Source organism: Stenotrophomonas sp. YJH_SMC_135 (assembly GCF_059372355.1).
Window position 1 is genome coordinate 1 of the sequence record NZ_JCAFVN010000009.1, and the last position, 17,069, is coordinate 17,069.

Annotated in this window: 18 protein-coding genes; 11 read left to right on the forward strand and 7 right to left on the reverse strand. The window is 67.9% G+C overall.

The annotated features are described in order from the left end of the window. Positions 1–3: 3 nt before the first annotated feature. From AC5P98_RS20300 to prmC, 3 genes are read right to left on the reverse strand one after another with little or no spacing between them, the layout of a single operon-like run. Positions 4–144, reverse strand: a complete 141-nt coding sequence (locus AC5P98_RS20300) for a hypothetical protein (RefSeq protein ID WP_154583310.1) — start codon at positions 142–144, stop codon at positions 4–6. Between the two features lie 31 nt (positions 145–175). After that, positions 176–1,117 carry a prolyl aminopeptidase gene (pip, locus tag AC5P98_RS20305; protein WP_053451487.1) on the reverse strand — a complete coding sequence of 314 codons (942 nt, stop codon included), beginning with the start codon at positions 1,115–1,117 and terminating at the stop codon, positions 176–178. A 48-nt stretch (positions 1,118–1,165) separates the two neighbouring features. After that, positions 1,166–2,023, reverse strand: coding sequence for a peptide chain release factor N(5)-glutamine methyltransferase (gene prmC / locus AC5P98_RS20310; RefSeq protein ID WP_046429016.1), 858 nt, complete (start codon positions 2,021–2,023; stop codon positions 1,166–1,168). Between the two features lie 322 nt (positions 2,024–2,345). On the opposite strand from prmC, the gene ahpC reads away from it, so the two are divergent. From ahpC to AC5P98_RS20335, 5 genes are all read left to right on the forward strand, one after another. Then, complete coding sequence (gene ahpC, locus AC5P98_RS20315) at positions 2,346–2,909, forward strand: alkyl hydroperoxide reductase subunit C (protein WP_005408159.1); 564 nt, start codon at positions 2,346–2,348, stop codon at positions 2,907–2,909. A 224-nt stretch (positions 2,910–3,133) separates the two neighbouring features. Beyond that, complete coding sequence (ahpF, locus tag AC5P98_RS20320; protein ID WP_049408707.1) at positions 3,134–4,726, forward strand: alkyl hydroperoxide reductase subunit F; 1,593 nt, start codon at positions 3,134–3,136, stop codon at positions 4,724–4,726. Positions 4,727–4,811: 85 nt separating this feature from the next. Continuing rightward, positions 4,812–5,774: a LysR substrate-binding domain-containing protein gene (locus AC5P98_RS20325; RefSeq protein ID WP_014646003.1), complete on the forward strand. Its 963-nt coding sequence runs from the start codon at positions 4,812–4,814 to the stop codon at positions 5,772–5,774. Positions 5,775–5,897: 123 nt separating this feature from the next. After that, positions 5,898–6,302, forward strand: coding sequence for a nucleoside diphosphate kinase regulator (gene rnk / locus AC5P98_RS20330; protein ID WP_014036052.1), 405 nt, complete (start codon positions 5,898–5,900; stop codon positions 6,300–6,302). Positions 6,303–6,352: 50 nt separating this feature from the next. Next, positions 6,353–7,309, forward strand: coding sequence for a transaldolase (locus tag AC5P98_RS20335; RefSeq protein WP_032956985.1), 957 nt, complete (start codon positions 6,353–6,355; stop codon positions 7,307–7,309). Between the two features lie 554 nt (positions 7,310–7,863). Here AC5P98_RS20335 and msrA read toward each other — a convergent pair. Further along, a complete protein-coding gene (gene msrA, locus AC5P98_RS20340) occupies positions 7,864–8,529 on the reverse strand; it encodes a peptide-methionine (S)-S-oxide reductase MsrA (protein ID WP_049404168.1) in 666 nt (221 codons plus the stop codon). A 30-nt stretch (positions 8,530–8,559) separates the two neighbouring features. Next, positions 8,560–8,823 (reverse strand): putative signal transducing protein, encoded by a 264-nt coding sequence (locus tag AC5P98_RS20345; RefSeq protein WP_049404164.1) that lies wholly within the window; start codon positions 8,821–8,823, stop codon positions 8,560–8,562. A gap of 190 nt (positions 8,824–9,013) precedes the next feature. On the opposite strand from AC5P98_RS20345, the gene AC5P98_RS20350 reads away from it, so the two are divergent. From AC5P98_RS20350 to AC5P98_RS20375, 6 genes are all read left to right on the forward strand, one after another. Beyond that, on the forward strand, positions 9,014–10,762 hold the full coding sequence (locus tag AC5P98_RS20350) for a glutamine--tRNA ligase/YqeY domain fusion protein (RefSeq protein ID WP_014645999.1): 1,749 nt from the start codon (positions 9,014–9,016) through the stop codon (positions 10,760–10,762). Between the two features lie 43 nt (positions 10,763–10,805). Then, a complete protein-coding gene (locus AC5P98_RS20355; RefSeq protein WP_049404162.1) occupies positions 10,806–11,459 on the forward strand; it encodes a membrane protein in 654 nt (217 codons plus the stop codon). A gap of 48 nt (positions 11,460–11,507) precedes the next feature. Then, positions 11,508–12,230, forward strand: coding sequence for a DUF6348 family protein (locus AC5P98_RS20360; RefSeq protein ID WP_049404160.1), 723 nt, complete (start codon positions 11,508–11,510; stop codon positions 12,228–12,230). A 97-nt stretch (positions 12,231–12,327) separates the two neighbouring features. Next, positions 12,328–12,888 carry a nucleoside deaminase gene (locus AC5P98_RS20365; RefSeq protein ID WP_004154307.1) on the forward strand — a complete coding sequence of 187 codons (561 nt, stop codon included), beginning with the start codon at positions 12,328–12,330 and terminating at the stop codon, positions 12,886–12,888. Continuing rightward, complete coding sequence (gene rlmM / locus AC5P98_RS20370; RefSeq protein WP_046428937.1) at positions 12,872–13,939, forward strand: 23S rRNA (cytidine(2498)-2'-O)-methyltransferase RlmM; 1,068 nt, start codon at positions 12,872–12,874, stop codon at positions 13,937–13,939. Before AC5P98_RS20365 ends, rlmM begins: the two co-directional genes overlap by 17 nt. Positions 13,940–14,003: 64 nt before the next feature. Further along, complete coding sequence (locus AC5P98_RS20375; protein WP_049404156.1) at positions 14,004–14,402, forward strand: EF-hand domain-containing protein; 399 nt, start codon at positions 14,004–14,006, stop codon at positions 14,400–14,402. A 235-nt stretch (positions 14,403–14,637) separates the two neighbouring features. Here AC5P98_RS20375 and AC5P98_RS20380 read toward each other — a convergent pair whose 3' ends face one another. Beyond that, on the reverse strand, positions 14,638–15,819 hold the full coding sequence (locus tag AC5P98_RS20380) for a UbiH/UbiF family hydroxylase (protein ID WP_495230191.1): 1,182 nt from the start codon (positions 15,817–15,819) through the stop codon (positions 14,638–14,640). Further along, positions 15,816–17,024 carry a 2-octaprenyl-6-methoxyphenyl hydroxylase gene (gene ubiH / locus AC5P98_RS20385; RefSeq protein ID WP_049404153.1) on the reverse strand — a complete coding sequence of 403 codons (1,209 nt, stop codon included), beginning with the start codon at positions 17,022–17,024 and terminating at the stop codon, positions 15,816–15,818. Before ubiH ends, AC5P98_RS20380 begins: the two co-directional genes overlap by 4 nt. Between the last annotated feature and the right edge of the window lie 45 nt (positions 17,025–17,069).

The following is a 17,069-nucleotide window of genomic DNA, read 5'->3' on the forward strand; positions in this document are numbered from 1 at the left end:
CGATCAGGCGAAGCCATCGGTGGCGCGCACCAGCGCGTCCACGTTCTCGGCTTCGAACGCCGAATGGCCCGAGGCCTTGGCTATCCGGTAGCGCCGGCCGCTGGCCGGCGAGCCACATCGGGCGGCGGCGAAACGGACCGGCAAGGCATTGCCGGCCAGCGGCCGGCACTACCGATCAGGCGAAGCTATCGGTGGCGCGCACCAGCGCGTCCACGTTCTCGGCTTCGAACGCCGAATGTCCCGAGGCCGCGGTGATTTCCAGCTTCGCCTTCGGCCACGCCTTGGTCAGGTCCCAGGCGTTGGCCAGCGGGCAGACCACGTCGTAGCGGCCGTGCACGATCACGCCCGGGATGTCGGCGATGCGGTGCGCGTCGCGCAGCAGCTGGTCTTCCACCTCGAAGAAGCCACCGTTGACGAAGTAGTGGTTCTCGATGCGGGCGAAGGCGAGGGCGAAGTGCGGGTCTTCGTGGCTGTTGATGAAGTCGTCATCGACGTGCAGGAAACTGGTCGCGCCTTCCCACACCGCCCAGGCCTTGGCGGCTTCCAGGCGGGTGGTTTCGTCGTCACTGGTCAGGCGGCGGTGGAAGGCCGAGATCAGGTCATGCCGCTCCACCGGCGGGATCGGCTTCAGGTAATGCTCCCACGCATCCGGGAACAGGCGGTTGGCGCCTTCCTGGTAGAACCATTCCAGCTCCCAGCGGCGCAGCATGAAGATGCCGCGCAGGACCAGTTCGGTCACGCGCTGCGGATGGGTCTCGGCATAGGCCAGGGCCAGGGTCGAGCCCCAGCTGCCACCGAACACCTGCCAGCGATCGACCTTCAGGTGCTCGCGCAGCTTCTCGATATCGGCGACCAGGTCCCAGGTGGTGTTGTCCACCAGGTCCGCGTGCGGGGTGGATCGACCCGCACCACGCTGGTCGAACAGGATGATGCGGTACTTGGTCGGGTCGTGGAACTGGCGCATCTTGTCGCTGCAACCACCGCCCGGGCCACCGTGCAGCATCACCACCGGCTTGCCGTCCGGGTTGCCGCACTGTTCGAAATACAGCGTGTGGCGGTCGTCGACCTTCAGGGTGCCGACGTCGTAGGGGGTGATGGCGGGGTACAGCGTACGCATGCTTGCAGCTCCAGGGTGATGCCCTGCCGGGGCAGGAGAACCCCCATTCTAGGCCGGTCGCCGGCCCAGGGTGATGCGGTCGCGCTGCTCCAGGTCCTGCACGGTCTGCACCTCGGCAAAACCGGCGGCGTCGAACAGCGCGCGGATCGCCGCGCCCTGGTCCCATCCGTGCTCGATCAGCAACCAGCCACCGGGCAGCAGATGCGCCTGGCCGCCGTCGATGATGCGGCGGATGTCATCCAGACCGTCCACACCGGACGCCAGCGCGGAGGCCGGTTCGAAGCGCAGGTCGCCCTGTCGCAGGTGCGGGTCGTCGCTGGCGATGTACGGCGGATTGCTCGCAATCAGGTCGAAGCGCATGCCCTGCAACGGCGCGTACCAATCGTGCCCGCCCTCGGCGAAGCGGACGTTGCGCAGTTCATGGCGCGCAGCATTGCGCGCGGCCACGGCCAGCGCACCCGGGCTGGCATCGGTGGCCAGCACCTGTGCCTGTGGCCGCTCGCTGGCCAGCGCCAAGGCGATCGCGCCGCTGCCGGTGCCCAGGTCAGCCAGCCGCAGCGCACGGTCCTGCGGCAGGCGTTCCAGCGCCAGCTCGACCAGCAGTTCGGTCTCCGGGCGCGGGATCAGCGTGGCCGGATCGACCTCCAGATCCAGCGTCCAGAATCCGCGGCGGCCGGTCAGGTAGGCGACCGGCTCGCCGGCCACGCGGCGGGCCAACAGCGTCTCGAAGGCGGCCTGGTCGGCGGCGGCCAGCGGATCGGTGGCATGCGCGAACAGCCAACTGCGTGGGCGTTCCAGCACATGCAGCAGCAGCAGCTCCGCCTCATGGCGGGCTTCGACGCTGCCGAGGCGGACACTGGCCTCGGCCACGATCTGTCGCAGGGTGGGTTCGGTTTGGAAAGACATTCCGCAATTGTAGAGCCGAGCCCGCGCTCGGCTGCTTCTGGAGCAGCCGAGCGCGGGCTCGGCTCTACAAAATCGGAATCCGTTCAGGTTCCGCCGGACGGGATAAGGAGGGGCTATCGGCCCCAGGCAGCGGTCCGGCGAGATTTTCCTTGTCACACAGTCAGTTGCAGGATGAAAGCGGCCGGGTTCAGTGCCTGCTCAGTGCATTTTGATAGACTCCATCTATCAAATAGATGCAATCAATGCATTGTTCTTATCGCCAGCGAATGGGTAACCTAGCTCCTGTCGATTCACCCACTCCCCTTCACCAAGAGGAAAAATGATGTCCCTCATCAACACCCAGATCCAGCCGTTCGAAGCCAACGCTTACCACAACGGCGAGTTCATCAAGGTTTCCGACGCCAGCCTGAAGGGCCAGTGGTCCGTCCTGATCTTCATGCCGGCCGCCTTCACCTTCAACTGCCCGACCGAGATCGAGGACGCAGCTGACCACTACGCCGAGTTCAAGAAGGCCGGCGCCGAGGTCTACATCGTCACCACCGATACCCACTTCTCGCACAAGGTGTGGCACGAGACCTCGCCGGCCGTCGGCAAGGCCCAGTTCCCGCTGGTCGGCGACCCGACCCACCAGCTGACCAACGCTTTCGGCGTGCACATTCCGGAAGAAGGCCTGGCCCTGCGCGGCACCTTCATCATCAATCCGGAAGGCGTGATCAAGACCCTGGAGATCCACTCCAACGAGATCGCCCGTGACGTGTCCGAGACCCTGCGCAAGCTGAAGGCTGCCCAGTTCACCGCCGCCAACCCGAACCAGGTGTGCCCGGCCAAGTGGAAGGAAGGCGAGAAGACCCTGACCCCGTCGCTGGACCTGGTCGGCAAGATCTAAGGCAGTACCGGCCTGCCGTGGCCCCACGCCGCGGCGCGCCCTTCATCCCCGTGCCGGTCCCCCCGCCGGCGTGGGGGTGAACCCAAGACAGCCAACGCTCGCCCGCCTTGGCCAGCCAGCCCCTTCCACGGTCGCTGTCTTGGGTTCACCCCTACCCCCAGCTGGTCCGCTACCTTGTACAGCGGTGCCACGCCCTCTGTTTGCCTGAAGCCAGGAGAAGACCGATGTTGGACGCCAACCTGCAGTCGCAGCTGAAGACCTATCTGGAGCGCGTGACCCGCCCGATCCAGATCACCGCGCACGCCGACGACGGCGCCAAGTCGCAGGAAATGCTGGAACTGCTGCAGACCCTGGACAGCCTGTCGGACAAGATCTCGCTGCAGGTGCTGCGCGATGGGCAGGGCCGCGTGCCGTCCTTCGACCTGGGCACCCCGGGCCAGGACATCCACCTGACCTTCGCCGGCCTGCCGATGGGCCACGAGTTCACCTCGCTGGTGCTGGCGCTGCTGCAGGTCGGCGGGCACCCGTCCAAGGCCACCGCCGAGCTGATCGAGCAGGTGCAGAACCTGGAAGGCGACTACCGGTTCGAGACCTACTTCTCGCTGTCCTGCCAGAACTGCCCGGACGTGGTGCAGGCGCTGAACCTGGCCGCGGTGCTCAACCCGCGCATCCAGCACGTGGCCATCGATGGCGCCCTGTTCCAGGACGAAGTCGAGAAGCGCGAGATCATGTCGGTGCCGACCGTGTACCTCAACGGTGAAATCTTCGACCAGGGCCGCATGACCCTCGAGCAGATCGTGGCCAAGCTGGACACCAACGCCGGCAAGCGCGATGCCGAGAAGATCGCCGCCAAGGACGCCTTCGACGTGCTGGTGGTGGGCGGTGGCCCGGCCGGCGCTGCAGCGGCGATCTACGCCGCACGCAAGGGCATCCGTACCGGCATCGCCGCCGAGCGTTTCGGTGGCCAGGTGCTGGACACCATGGCGATCGAGAATTTCATTTCGGTGAAGGAGACCGAGGGCCCCAAGCTGGCCACGGCGCTGGAGCAGCACGTGCGCGAGTACGAGGTGGACATCATGAACCTGCAGCGCGCCAGTGCGCTGGTGCCGGCCGGCGAGGACGGCCTGGTGCAGGTGCAGCTGGAAAACGGCGCGGTACTGAAGTCGCGTTCGGTGATCCTGTCCACCGGCGCGCGCTGGCGGCAGATGAACGTGCCGGGCGAAGACCAGTACCGCAACAAGGGCGTGGCCTACTGCCCGCACTGCGATGGCCCGCTGTTCAAGGGCAAGCGCGTGGCGGTGATCGGCGGCGGCAACTCCGGCGTGGAAGCAGCCATCGACCTGGCCGGCATCGTGTCGCATGTAACCCTGCTGGAGTTCGATTCCAGCCTGCGCGCCGATGAAGTGCTGCAGAAGAAGCTGCGCACACTGGGCAACGTGACCGTGCTGACCAGCGCGCAGACCACCGAAGTGCTGGGCGACGGCAGCCGCGTCACCGGCCTGGTCTACAAGGACCGCGTCGGCGGCGATGCCCACCGCGTCGAGCTGGAAGGCATCTTCGTGCAGATCGGCCTGCTGCCCAACACCGAGTGGCTGAAGGATGTGGTGGCGCTGTCGCCGCGCGGCGAGATCGTCATCGACGACCGCGGCCAGACCAACCTGCCGGGCGTGTTCGCCGCTGGCGATTGCACGACGGTGCCCTACAAGCAGATCATCATCGCCATGGGCGCCGGCTCGACCGCCGCACTGAGTGCGTTCGACCACCTGATCCGCTCGTCGGTGAGCAACAGCAGCGGTGCCGTTGCTGAAGCAGCCTGATCCACCGTTCCCAGATCACCGGGAACATTGTCTGCCTGTCGGGTAACCACGCCGTCAGCCGGTCCGTTACCCCTGGGGTGTAAGGATGAACCTACGTGATCTGAAGTACCTGGTAGCCCTGGCCGACCACAAGCATTTCGGCCGGGCTGCCGCCTCCTGCTTCGTCAGCCAGCCCACGCTGTCGACGCAGATCCGCAAGCTGGAAGAAGAGCTGGGCCTGCCGCTGGTGGAACGCGCACCGCGCAAGGTGATGCTGACCCCGGCCGGCCAGGAAGCGGCGGCACGGGCGCGGGTGATCGTGTCCGAAGTGGAACAGCTGAAGGAAGCGGCGCGACGCAGCCGCGATCCGGAAGCCGGCACGGTGCGCCTGGGCATCTTCCCGACCCTCGGCCCGTACCTGCTGCCGCATGTGATCCCGCGCATCCGCGAGCGCTTCCCGGAGCTGGAACTGCTGCTGGTCGAGGAAAAGAGCGACGTGCTGCTGGACCGCCTGCGCGAAGGCAAGCTCGACGCCGCACTGCTGGCCCTGCCGGTGATCGACGACCAGCTGCATGCCGAATTCCTGTTCGAGGAACCGTTCCTGCTGGCCGTGTCCGGGCGCCACCCGCTGGCCCGCCGCGAACACCTGGACGTGCAGGAACTGGCCACGCAGAAGCTGCTGCTGCTGGAAGACGGGCATTGCCTGCGCGACCAGGCGCTGGAAGTCTGCCGCCTGTTCGGCGCCAACGAGAAGTCCGAATTCCGCGCCACCAGCCTGGAAACGCTGCGGCAGATGGTCGCCGCCGACGTCGGCATCACCCTGCTGCCGAGCCTGTCGGTGCAGCCGCCGGTGCCGCGCTCGAACAACATCCGCCTGCTCGATTTCACCGGCGAAGGCCGTCCCAGCCGCCGCATCGCCATGATCTGGCGCCGCAGCTCGGCCATGAACGACTTCCTGATGGAGCTGGCCGACCAGTTCAAGCGCCTGCCGCAGGCACTGTTCACGCTGGAGGCGCTCGATGCCGGCAGCGATGCACCGGCCCTGCCCGGCCCCGCGCTGAACGGCTGAGCCCCCGCAGCACCGGCCCGGAATCGGCAGGAGTCGATTCCGGCCGCATTTGTCCCCACAATACAGACAGGCGGCGCCAGCAGGTGCCGCCTTTTGCATGGCTTTCAACCAAGGAGCTTCACCATGAACACCGCCAGCGGCCTGCCGCCGTCGATCACCGTTTCTACCTTCGACATGGACCGCCTGGACGCCATGCTCGAATCCCCTGCGCTGAGCCAGACGCCTGCCGCGCTCGCGCTTGCTGAAGAACTCAACCGGGCCACCGTGCTGGCACCGGACCAGATTCCCGAAGGCATCGTCATGATGCATTCGCGCGTGGAGTGCGAAGATGAAGTGTCCGGCGAAAAGCACGTCCTGACCCTGGTCTTCCCCCGCGAAGCCAATGTCGATGAAGGCAAGGTCTCCGTGCTGGCCCCGGTCGGCAGTGCCCTGCTCGGCCTGGCCATCGGCCAGAGCATCGACTGGAACGCGCCCGGCGGCCGCAAGCTGCGCCTGCGCGTGACCGCGGTCCACAACGACCGCCCCTGATTACCGCTGCGCACCGCGCGCGATTCGATCCCCCTGCACCAGGAGCCGTAATGAGTACCCCGTCCAAACTGTCCCAGCTGCGCGAACTGTCCGTGGTCGTTGCCGATACCGGTGACTACGAGGCGATCAAGCGCCTGCAGCCGGTGGACTGCACCACCAACCCGACCCTGGTGAAGAAGGCGCTGGACCTGCCGGTCTACGCCGAACTGATCGAACGCGAACTGGCCTGGGGCCGCCAGCAGGCGGGCGACCGCGAAGCCGTGGTGCACGCCGTGGCCGACCGCCTGACCATCGGCGTCGGCGCGCTGTTGAGCACGCTGGTGCCGGGCCGCGTGTCCACCGAAGTGGACGCCGACCAGGCCCACGACACCGCCGCCACCGTGGCCAAGGCCCGCCAGTTCATCCAGATGTACGCCGATGCCGGGGTGCCGCGCGAGAAGATCCTGATCAAGATCGCCGCGACCTGGGAAGGCGTGGAAGCCGCGCGCATCCTGCAGGCCGAAGGCATCGACTGCAACCTGACCCTGATCTTCAACCCGACCCAGGCGCTGGCCTGCAGCGAGGCCGGCGCGTTCCTGATCTCCCCGTTCGTCGGCCGCATCCTGGACTGGTACGTGGCCAACGGCCAGACCCCGGCCAGCATCGACGAAGACCCGGGCGTGAAGTTCGTGCGCGGCGTCTATGCCGAATTCAAGCGCCGCGGTTCGAAGACGGTGGTGATGGGCGCCTCGTTCCGTTCGACCGCACAGATCGAAGCGCTGGCCGGCTGCGACCGCCTGACCATTTCGCCGGACCTGCTGGAGAAGCTGGACGCCGACCACGGCGCGCTGCCGCGCAAGCTGGTGGCCGGTGCCGCTGATGGCGCGGCGGTGCCCCCGATCGATGCGGCGAAGTTCGCGGCGGATCTGGCTGCTGATCCGATGGCGACCGAGAAGCTGGCGACCGGTATCGATGCGTTTGCCAAGGATCTGGAAGCACTGCGCGAGCGGATCCGCGCGGCACTGTGAGGATTCTGGCCAACGGCTGAGCCCCTCGTGGCGGGGGGCTCAGAGCAAAAGCCGTGCTGGGTCGGGCGGGTTGGGTTCGCGGGAGACGCCGTGAATCCATCCCTGGAGGCTTGGCCGCCGCATCCATGCGGCGGACACTCCCGCGAACCCAACCCGCCCGCCCTCTGACAGTTTCCGGTGGCCACCCGCCACGGAAGAAAGAAAGAAGAGCAACAGCGGGTCGCGCGCTTCGCTTGCTCGGAGCCGAGCATGGCTCGGCTCTACAAGGACAATGCAGAACCAAATAAAAAGGACGCGGCGAACGCCGCGTCCTTTTTCTTTTCCATCAGTTCGTCACCAACCAATGCTCTTGCCCACCGTCACCGGGAAACTGTCGAAGGTGGGACGGGGGCGGCTGGCAGGACCGTTGGCGCCATGGATGGCGCCATCGAGCCCCCAGGGATGGGTTTACGGCGTGTCCTGCCAGCCGCCCCCGTCCCGCCAAACCGTCAGCAACCCAGAGCCGCTTTGGCTTTGGCTTTGGCTTCTGCCCGCCGCAGGCGGACCACCGCGCGTCAGCGCGGCGCCTCCACATCCAACCCGATCGGGCAGCTCACGCCGGTGCCGCCGATGCCGCAGTAGCCGTTCGGATTCTTCGCCAGGTACTGCTGGTGATAGTCCTCGGCGTAGTAGTACGCCGGTGCCGGGTACACGATCTCGGTGGTGATCGGGCCGTAGCCGGCCGCATCCAGCTGGGCCTGGTAGGCCTCGCGGCTGGCCAGCGCGGCAGCGTACTGTGTCTCGTCGGTGGCGTGGATCGCCGAACGGTACTGGGTGCCGGTGTCGTTGCCCTGGCGCATGCCCTGGGTCGGGTCGTGGCTTTCCCAGAACAGCTGCAGCAGCCGTTCCAGGCTCACCACCGCCGGGTCGAACACCACCTGCACCACTTCGGTGTGCCCGGTCAGGCCCGAGCACACTTCTTCATAGGTCGGGTTCGGGGTGATGCCGCCGGCGTAGCCGACCGAGGTGCTGTACACGCCCGGCTCGGTCCAGAACTTGCGCTCGGCGCCCCAGAAACAGCCCAGCGCGAAGCGGATCTGCTGCAGGCCGGCGAAGCGGTCCTTCAGCGGATGGCTGTTCACGAAGTGCTGGTTGCTGTGCAGCGGCAATGGCTGCTCGCGCCCCGGCAGTGCCTCTTCCGGGCGCGGCAGGCGCTGCTTGAAGGCCCCGATGCCGAGGATGCCCTGGCCAATTCCCAACATGATGCGCTCCTACGCCGGCAGTCCGGCCATATCGTCTGCATCGGAAATGGGGTCGGCGGCGGCCTGGCCCAAGCCCAGCGCCGCGATGATGTCCTCCGCCTGCGGCCGCGCCGCGTCGGGGATGCCGACCCGCAACACGCCGAACAACGGCAGCTCGCCCATGCCCCCCAGCAGCTGCTCGCCGAACACGAAGGCGGGGATGCCGGCGTTTTCCAGCGCGTGCTTGACCAGATGGGCGTCGAACAGGTTGTCGGCCTTGTACACGATGTGCATGCGGCGGCTCCTCGGGGCAGGGGTTCAGCATACGCCCGGGGGCTGAATGGTGCCGGGGGCGGGATCGGAGAGTTGCCGGCCAACGGCCGGCACTACCAGAGGGCGGGGCCGGCATCCCCACACCCCACCGGGCAGCCCTGCCCCGTACGCGCTAGACTGTTGGTCTTTCTGCCTTTCTTTTCGCCGACTCATGTCCGAGCACACCCCCGCCAGCCCCGAGACCCCCGCCGACAGCCACGAAAAGCGCGATTTCATCCGCCAGATCGTGCGCGAGGACCTGGCCAGCGGAAAGCACCAGGCGATCAAGACCCGCTTCCCGCCGGAGCCGAACGGCTATCTGCACATCGGCCATGCCAAGTCGATCTGTCTGAACTTCGGCATCGCCGGTGAGTTCAGCGGCGTCTGCAACCTGCGCTTCGACGACACCAACCCGGCCAAGGAAGATCCGGAATACGTGGCCGCGATCCAGGACGACGTGCGCTGGCTGGGCTTCGAGTGGAACGAGCTGCGCCACGCCTCGGACTATTTCCAGGCCTATTACCTGGCCGCCGAGAAGCTGATCGAACAGGGCAAGGCCTATGTCTGCGACCTGTCGGCCGAGGAAGTGCGCGCCTACCGCGGCACCCTGACCGAACCGGGCCGCCCGTCGCCTTGGCGCGACCGCAGCGTCGAGGAAAACCTCGACCTGTTCCGCCGCATGCGCGCCGGTGAATTCCCGGATGGCGCGCGCACCTTGCGCGCCAAGATCGACATGGCCAGCGGCAACATCAACCTGCGCGATCCGGCGCTGTACCGCATCAAGCACGTCGAGCACCAGAACACCGGCAACGCGTGGCCGATCTACCCGATGTACGACTTCGCCCACGCCCTGGGTGATTCGATCGAGGGCATCACCCACTCGCTGTGCACGCTGGAATTCGAAGACCACCGCCCGCTGTACGACTGGTGCGTGGACAACGTCGATTTCGCCCATGACGATGCGCTGACCCAGCCGCTGGTCGACGCCGGCCTGCCACGCGAAGCGGCCAAGCCGCGCCAGATCGAGTTCTCGCGCCTGAACATCAACTACACGGTGATGAGCAAGCGCAAGCTGATGGCGCTGGTCACCGAGCAGCTGGTGGATGGCTGGGAAGACCCGCGCATGCCGACCCTGCAGGGCCTGCGTCGCCGTGGCTACACCCCGGCCGCGATGCGCCTGTTCGCCGAGCGCGTGGGCATCAGCAAGCAGAACTCGCTGATCGACTTCAGCGTGCTGGAAGGCGCGCTGCGCGAGGACCTGGACAGTGCCGCACCGCGCCGCATGGCAGTGGTCGATCCGGTCAAGCTGGTGCTGACCAACCTGCCGGAAGGCCACGAAGAGCAGCTGACCTTCAGCAACCACCCGAAGGACGAAAGCTTCGGCAGCCGCGAAGTACCGTTCGCACGCGAAGTGTGGATCGACCGCGAGGACTTCGCCGAAGTGCCGCCGAAGGGCTGGAAGCGCCTGGTCCCGGGGGGCGAAGTCCGCCTGCGCGGCGCCGGCATCATCCGCTGCGACGAAGTGATCAAGGATGCCGACGGCACCATCACCGAGCTGCGCGGCTGGCTGGATCCGGAATCGCGTCCGGGCATGGAAGGCGCCAACCGCAAGGTCAAGGGCACCATCCACTGGGTCAGCGCCGTGCACGGCGTACCGGCCGAGATCCGCCTGTACGACCGCCTGTTCTCGGTGCCGAACCCGGACGACGAATCGGAAGGCAAGACCTACCGCGATTACCTCAACCCGGAATCGCGCCGCACTGTCACCGGCTATGTCGAGCCGGCCGCGGCCAGCGCCGCGCCGGAGCAGTCGTTCCAGTTCGAGCGTACCGGCTACTTCGTGGCCGACCGCCGCGACCATACCGCAGCCACGCCGGTATTCAACCGCAGCGTGACCCTGCGCGATACCTGGTCGGCCTGAGGGCCTGCGCGGGCGCCTGGATGGCGCCCGCACGACCGCGACGATGATCACCGCCCTTTCCGTCCTGCTCTGGTTCATCTCGCAGCATCCGCTGCTGACGTTCTTTGCAGCAATGGTGCTGGCCGGGCTGGTCTCGTGGTGGCGGCGCTTTCCGGGCTACGCCATCGTGGTGTTCCCGCTGGCGATGCTCAACATGTTCCTCGGCCACTTCCTCAACGCCGCCTTCCTCAACGTGGTGGGCGAGCGTGGTGAAGCGGTGATCGTCAAGGCCGAGCGAACCAGCTCCACGCTCAACGAACAGTACATCTGGCGCTACGAAGCGGTGCTGCGCACGGCCGAGGGCCGCGACGTGGACGTGGTGTTCCACACCAACACGGCTTCGCTGTGGCCGCTGGAAAACGCCATCCGCATCCCGGCGCGCGACCAGCCGTTCGTGGTGAAGTACACGCCGGGCTTCCCGCGCAACATCGTCATCCTCACCAACGAGTCACCGCACGGCATCGCCCAGGCCCGGGCCAGCGCGCGCGAGCGGGTGGAAGTGGCGGCGCGCAAGCTGCACTTCAGCCCGGGCAATGCCGAGTTCCGCGCCGACTATCGCCGCGAGCTGGAAACCTGGCTGCGCAACCACGGCAGCGACCCGCAGCAGCAGCCCGACGCGCAGCGATATCGCGCCGAGCTCGACGCACTCGACCGCTAGCCCCAGGCCCTGCCTGGATGTTCCGCCCCATCCATCCACAGGCCTGACATGACCACGAGCGCCACCGCCCTCCTCCCGCTGCTGCAGCAGGCCCTGCAGGACACCGGCACCGCCAGCCGCATCGACGGCAACGCGCTGCTGCTCGACAGCGGCCTGCGCCTGACCCCGCATGCGATGGCCGCGCAGCCGCGCGACAACGGCGGCTGGCAGACCTCCACCGTCATTGAAAGCCAGCATCCGCAGTTGTTCGCCGATGGCCTGTTCGAGTACCAGCACGCAAATGGTGCCGATGAGCAGGCATCGCTGTTGTCCGGCTTCCAGGCCTGGGCCCGGGTGGACCTGGTGACCCTGCAGACCGCGATCGGCGCCCAAGACGCACAGGGCCTGCCGATGATGGGCCTGACCTATCCGGCCGGTGACAATGGCGAGGAACACGAGCGCACTGTGGTGCTGGGGCCGTTGGCGCACTACCGTGCACAGGACGTGGATGCCTCCACCTGCAGCGAAGACGATCATGGCTCCTGCCCCTGCTGCCTGTTCACCCGCAGCATGGAGGCCTTCGACGAGCTGCTGAAAGCCCGCCAATTCCTGGCCATCCGCCTGTTCGCCTCGCGCGATACCGATGGTCTGTGCGAGGCCGATTGCCGGGTCAACGGCCACGACTTCGCCGCCGCCCTGCCCCTGCTGCGCGCCTATGCCGCCAGTTGGCCGCAGGCCGGGCTGGAATTCCGCAAGCAGTACGTGGTGATCCGCACCGGCTCGCCGGGCTGAGCCACGCCCACACCCGGTACAGGCCGGTGCGGCTACACTGCGCGCCGGTTTCCCAAGCAACCGCACTTTCTTCCATCCACTACGAGGCACCACCGCGATGCTGTACGCGCAAGTCCACCTGACCCTTCCCGCCTGGATCCACGACCAGATCGACCTGGATCGTCGATATCCGGGCGATGAGGCCAAGGTCGCGCTGGCGATCGAGCTGTCGCGGCTGAACGTCGAGCACGCCAGTGGCGGTCCGTTCGGTGCGGTGGTGTTCGGACCGGACGACAAGGTCATCGCCGCCGGCGTGAACCGGGTGATGCCGCACGCGACCTCGCTGGCGCACGCCGAGAACATGGCCTACATGCTGGCCCAGCAGCGCCTGCAGACCCCGCGCCTGAACGCGGTGCTGTCGCCGGTCACCCTGGCCACCAGCTCGCAGCCGTGCTGCCAGTGCTACGGCGCCACCGTGTGGGCCGGCATCGACCGCCTGCTGATCGGTGCCAACTCGGCCGACGTCGAGGAACTGACCCCATTCGATGAAGGCCCGCTGCCGGCCGACTGGGTGGGTGAACTCAACAAGCGCGGCATCGAAGTGGTGCAAGGCCTGAACCGCGACGCCGCGCGCAGCGTGCTGCGTGCCTATGGGGAAAGCGATGGCGCCCGTTACTGAAACTGGCATCGGCCTGCTGTGCCTGTGCCGGCAGGGCTTCGAGCCCGAGCTGGCCGGCGAGCTGCAGTTCCGCGCCGGTGAAGCCGGTTTCGCCGGCTATGCGCGCACCCAGCGCAATGACGGCTACGTGCTTTTCATGTGCGACGAAGCCGCCGCGCTGGCGCCGCGCCTGCGCTGGCGCGAGCTGATCTTCGCGCGGCAGAAGCTGGTGGTGCTGGCCGAACTGCCGCAGCTGGACCCGGCGGACCGGATCACCCCGATGCTGGAAGTGCTGGCCGATGCGCCGCGCTTCGGCGACCTGTGGGTGGAACACCCCGATTCGGACGCCGGCAAGCCACTGTCCGGTCTGGCCCGTGCCTTCGGCAATGCACTGCGCCCGGCGCTGCGCAAGGCCGGCAAGCTCACTGATAAGCCGAACAACCGCCTGCCGCGCCTGCACGTGGTGTTCGTCGACGGCACCCATGCCTTCGTCTGCGTGGCCGACCCGGCCGACAGCGCGCCGTGGGCACTGGGCATCCCGCGCCTGAAGCTGCTGCCCGAGGCGCCTTCGCGTTCGGCACTGAAGCTGGACGAAGCACTGCTGACCCTGCTGACGCCGGAAGAACGCGAAGCACTGGCCAAGCCCGGCATGCGTGCGGCCGACCTGGGCGCCGCCCCCGGCGGCTGGACCTGGGTGCTGACGCGCCAACACATGCATGTTCTGAGCATCGACAACGGCCCGTTGCGCCAGCATGTGCTGGACACCGGCCTGGTCGAGCACCTGCGCGCCGATGGCTTCCACTGGCACCCGGAACAGCCGCTGGACTGGATGGTCTGCGACATGGTCGAGCAGCCGCGCCGCGTGGCCGAACGCATGGCCACCTGGTTCCGCGAGGGCTGGTGCCGGCATGCGATCTTCAATCTGAAACTGCCGATGAAGAAGCGCTGGGACGAAACCCGGCTGTGCCTGGACCTGTTCCAGGACCAGGCCGGCAAGCCGCTGGTGGTCCGCGCCAAGCAGCTCTATCACGACCGTGAAGAGATCACCGTGCTGGCTTCGCCGCTGCGCTGATCCGTCATCGGCGGCACAGGTTGCCGGGAGTACGCTCCCGGTACCCTCTGGCAAGGAGCCTGTCATGAACCTTCCGCGTGCTGCCCTGCTGTTGACCATCCTGCTGGCCTCGGTACCGGCCATCGCCCAGCACGGCCCGTCCACGCCGGCGCAGAGCCAGCCGCTGGGCCCCACCGGCGGCGCGATCCGCCAGCAACCGCTGGATGCCGGCCGGGTCAGCGGCAGCGTCGAGATTCCGCAGCCGGCCGGCGTGGCGCAGGTGACCGTGCGTTCGCTGGAACCGAGCAGCGTGGTCGGCCAGTACCGCATCCGCTTCAGCGACCTCGACGTGAACGGCGACGGTTTCATCAGCCGCGAGGAAGCACAGGCCAATCCGGCGCTGGCCGACGAATTCAATTCGCTGGACCGCAGGCACCGCGGCAAGCTGGACCGCACCGACCTGGCCGGCTGGCTGGTGGATTGAATCCACCCGCGGTCTTCATCCACGCATGGCGTGGATTCACTGGATCAACGGCGGTAGCAGCGCCCGCTTTCGGTAGGTGCCAACCTTGGTTGGCACAACGTCGGAACGCCGTCGCCCCATCTGGGCCGACGTGACCTGGCAGACGTGCCAACCAAGGTTGGCACCTACCAGAGCGGGATCCCGTGGTTGCTAACGCGCCAGCGGTGCCCGCAGCATCGTGCGGTTTGCGTTCCGGCTACACCCCGGCGGCGCGCTTCCAGAACGCCTGTACCAGCGGCGGCCATTTGCCGACACAGCCCAGCGCGCGGCCACGGGCCAGGGTCAAGTGCATCTCGTCGTTGGAGAACAGGCGGTTGATCGCATCGAAGCTGTAGGCGGCGATCTGGTTGTCGCTGCGCCGTTCGCGTGCCCAGCGCTGCAGGCGCTGCGGCGACAGCCGCGGCTGGCCACGGCGCTCGGCCGACGGCGCCAGCCACTGCTGCAGGGCGGCGACATCGCGCAGGCCCAGGTTCACGCCCTGCCCGGCCAGCGGATGCACCACATGCGCGGCATCACCCAATGCCAGTACTCGGCCGGCCACGTAGTGACGGGCCAGTTGGCGACGCAGCGGGAAGGCCGCACGCGGTGACGCCAGCCGCAGCTCACCCAGCCGCGCCGCGAAGGCGCGGGTCAGTTCGCGGTTGAAGCTGTCTTCGTCAAGCGCCAGCACGCGCGCCGCCTCGTCCTCGGGCAGGGTCCAGACGATCGAGCTGCGGCGCTCGGCCACCGGCAGCAGCGCCAGCGGCCCGCTCGGCAGGAAACGCTGCCAGGCGGTGGCCTGGTTGGGAAGATCGCTGTCCACGTAGGCCACCACGCCACGCTGGTGGTAGTCATGCTTTTCAACCTCGATCCCGGCCAGTTGGCGCAGGGTCGATTCGGCGCCGTCGGCGGCCACGGCCAACGCCGCTTCCAGGCGACGCCCGTCATCCAGGCGCAGGCGCACGCCGTCGTCGTCCTGCTCCAGCGCGTCCACCCGCGCCGGGCAGTGCAGCTGCACGCCCGCCGCCGGCAACGCCGCCCACAGGCGATCCTGCAGCAGGCCGTTCTCGACGATGTAGCCCAGCTCGCGCCGACCGAAGCGATCGGCGTCGAACAGCAGATCCTCGCCACCGGCCGCGTCCCACACCTGCATGCGCCGGTAGGGCCAGGCGCGGGCCTGCGCGATCGCCGGCCACACGCCCAGGCGGCTCAACAGTTGTACGTTGTCAGCAGCGAAGGCGAACACGCGCAGGTCAGGCTGTGCGGCCTGCCACGGCGCGGGCTCACGACCTTCCACCAGCGCAACCGACAGGCCGGCATCGGCCAACGCCAGCGCACAGGCAGCGCCGACCACGCCACCTCCGACGATGGCCACGTCCAGGCGCACACGCCGGCTCATGCCGCTTCTCCACGGCACAGCCGCGGCACTTCGCCACGGAAGCCCATCGCACCACCGACCAGCATCGACTGCACCGAGGCGCGTTGCGCGGCCACCAGGCCGAGGCTGCGCAGCGGCCGCATCAGCGGTGCCGGATTGCTGGTCAGCCGTGCCAGGCCACCCGAGAACGCCACCGTCTGCCGTCGGTCTTCCTGGCGGCGCGCAACATAGGCCTGCAGCAGCACATCGCTGCCGGCATCCTCGTGCGCATCCTCCAGCAGTTCGGCCAGGGTCAGCGCATCGCGCAGGCCCAGGTTGAAGCCCTGCGCACCCAGCGGATGGATGGTCTGCGCGGCATTGCCCAGCAGCACCGTGCGTTCACCGGCCAATGCGCGCGCCAGCACCTGGATGAGCGGGTAAGCGCTGCGCGGGCCGGATTCGAGCAGCCGACCGGCACGCCAGCCGATCGCATCCTGCAGGCGCTGCAGCCAGGCCGCATCGTCCAGCGCCATCACCGCATCGGCCTGGTCCCGCGCCACGCCGTGCACGGTGCCGAAGTGGCGGTCGCCGCGCGGCAGCAGGGCGGTCGGGCCGGTATCGGTGAAGCGCTCCCAGGCCGTGCCATCCGGCGCACGCTGGCTGCGCACGCGGGCCACGAACAGGGTCTGCTGGAAATCATGCCGGTCGACCTCGATGCCCAGCGCGCCACGCACACCGCTGGTCGTGCCATCGGCACCGACCACCAGCCGTGCCAGCAGTACGCGCTCGCCGGTCTCGTCGGCCACCCGCACCTGGCGGTAGCCGTCGACCACCTCGCCCAGGCCCAGGAACCGCATCGGCCGGTAGCGCCGCAGCTGCGGCAGCTCCTGCAGGCGCGCTTCCAGCGCCTGGCCGAAGTCACGCGCGACAACCACCTGGCCGAACCACGGCCGGTCGTAGCCGGAAGCCTCCAGCTGCACGCGGCCGAAATCGCCGGCGCGGCTGACATGGATGCGGCGGATCGGGCCCGGCGCCATCGCCAGCTTCTGCATGACCCCCAACGCGGTCAGCGCGTTGACGGTCGCCGCGGCGAAACTGAGGTTGCGCTGGTCGAACACCGCCGGCAGCTCGCCGGCCGGGCTGGCTTCGAGCAGGCCCACGTCGCGGCCCAACCGGTCCAGGGCAATGGCCAGGCTGGCACCGACCAGGCCGCCACCGACGATCAGCACGTCATGTCGTTCACTCATGGTGTTCATGATACGCGCTCGCCCCGCCCGAACACCCAACAGCCC

Bases quoted from the DNA above. Each gene is read 5' to 3' on its own strand.
- pip (WP_053451487.1), bottom strand. From the start codon at position 1,117: ATGCGTACGCTGTACCCCGCCATCACCCCCTACGACGTCGGCACCCTG.
- prmC (WP_046429016.1), bottom strand. From the start codon at position 2,023: ATGTCTTTCCAAACCGAACCCACCCTGCGACAGATCGTGGCCGAGGCC.
- ahpC (WP_005408159.1), top strand. From the start codon at position 2,346: ATGTCCCTCATCAACACCCAGATCCAGCCGTTCGAAGCCAACGCTTAC.
- ahpF (WP_049408707.1), top strand. From the start codon at position 3,134: ATGTTGGACGCCAACCTGCAGTCGCAGCTGAAGACCTATCTGGAGCGC.
- AC5P98_RS20325 (WP_014646003.1), top strand. From the start codon at position 4,812: ATGAACCTACGTGATCTGAAGTACCTGGTAGCCCTGGCCGACCACAAG.
- rnk (WP_014036052.1), top strand. From the start codon at position 5,898: ATGAACACCGCCAGCGGCCTGCCGCCGTCGATCACCGTTTCTACCTTC.
- AC5P98_RS20335 (WP_032956985.1), top strand. From the start codon at position 6,353: ATGAGTACCCCGTCCAAACTGTCCCAGCTGCGCGAACTGTCCGTGGTC.
- AC5P98_RS20345 (WP_049404164.1), bottom strand. From the start codon at position 8,823: ATGCACATCGTGTACAAGGCCGACAACCTGTTCGACGCCCATCTGGTC.
- AC5P98_RS20350 (WP_014645999.1), top strand. From the start codon at position 9,014: ATGTCCGAGCACACCCCCGCCAGCCCCGAGACCCCCGCCGACAGCCAC.
- AC5P98_RS20355 (WP_049404162.1), top strand. From the start codon at position 10,806: ATGATCACCGCCCTTTCCGTCCTGCTCTGGTTCATCTCGCAGCATCCG.
- AC5P98_RS20360 (WP_049404160.1), top strand. From the start codon at position 11,508: ATGACCACGAGCGCCACCGCCCTCCTCCCGCTGCTGCAGCAGGCCCTG.
- AC5P98_RS20365 (WP_004154307.1), top strand. From the start codon at position 12,328: ATGCTGTACGCGCAAGTCCACCTGACCCTTCCCGCCTGGATCCACGAC.
- rlmM (WP_046428937.1), top strand. From the start codon at position 12,872: ATGGCGCCCGTTACTGAAACTGGCATCGGCCTGCTGTGCCTGTGCCGG.
- AC5P98_RS20375 (WP_049404156.1), top strand. From the start codon at position 14,004: ATGAACCTTCCGCGTGCTGCCCTGCTGTTGACCATCCTGCTGGCCTCG.
- AC5P98_RS20380 (WP_495230191.1), bottom strand. From the start codon at position 15,819: ATGAGCCGGCGTGTGCGCCTGGACGTGGCCATCGTCGGAGGTGGCGTG.
- ubiH (WP_049404153.1), bottom strand. From the start codon at position 17,024: ATGAGTGAACGACATGACGTGCTGATCGTCGGTGGCGGCCTGGTCGGT.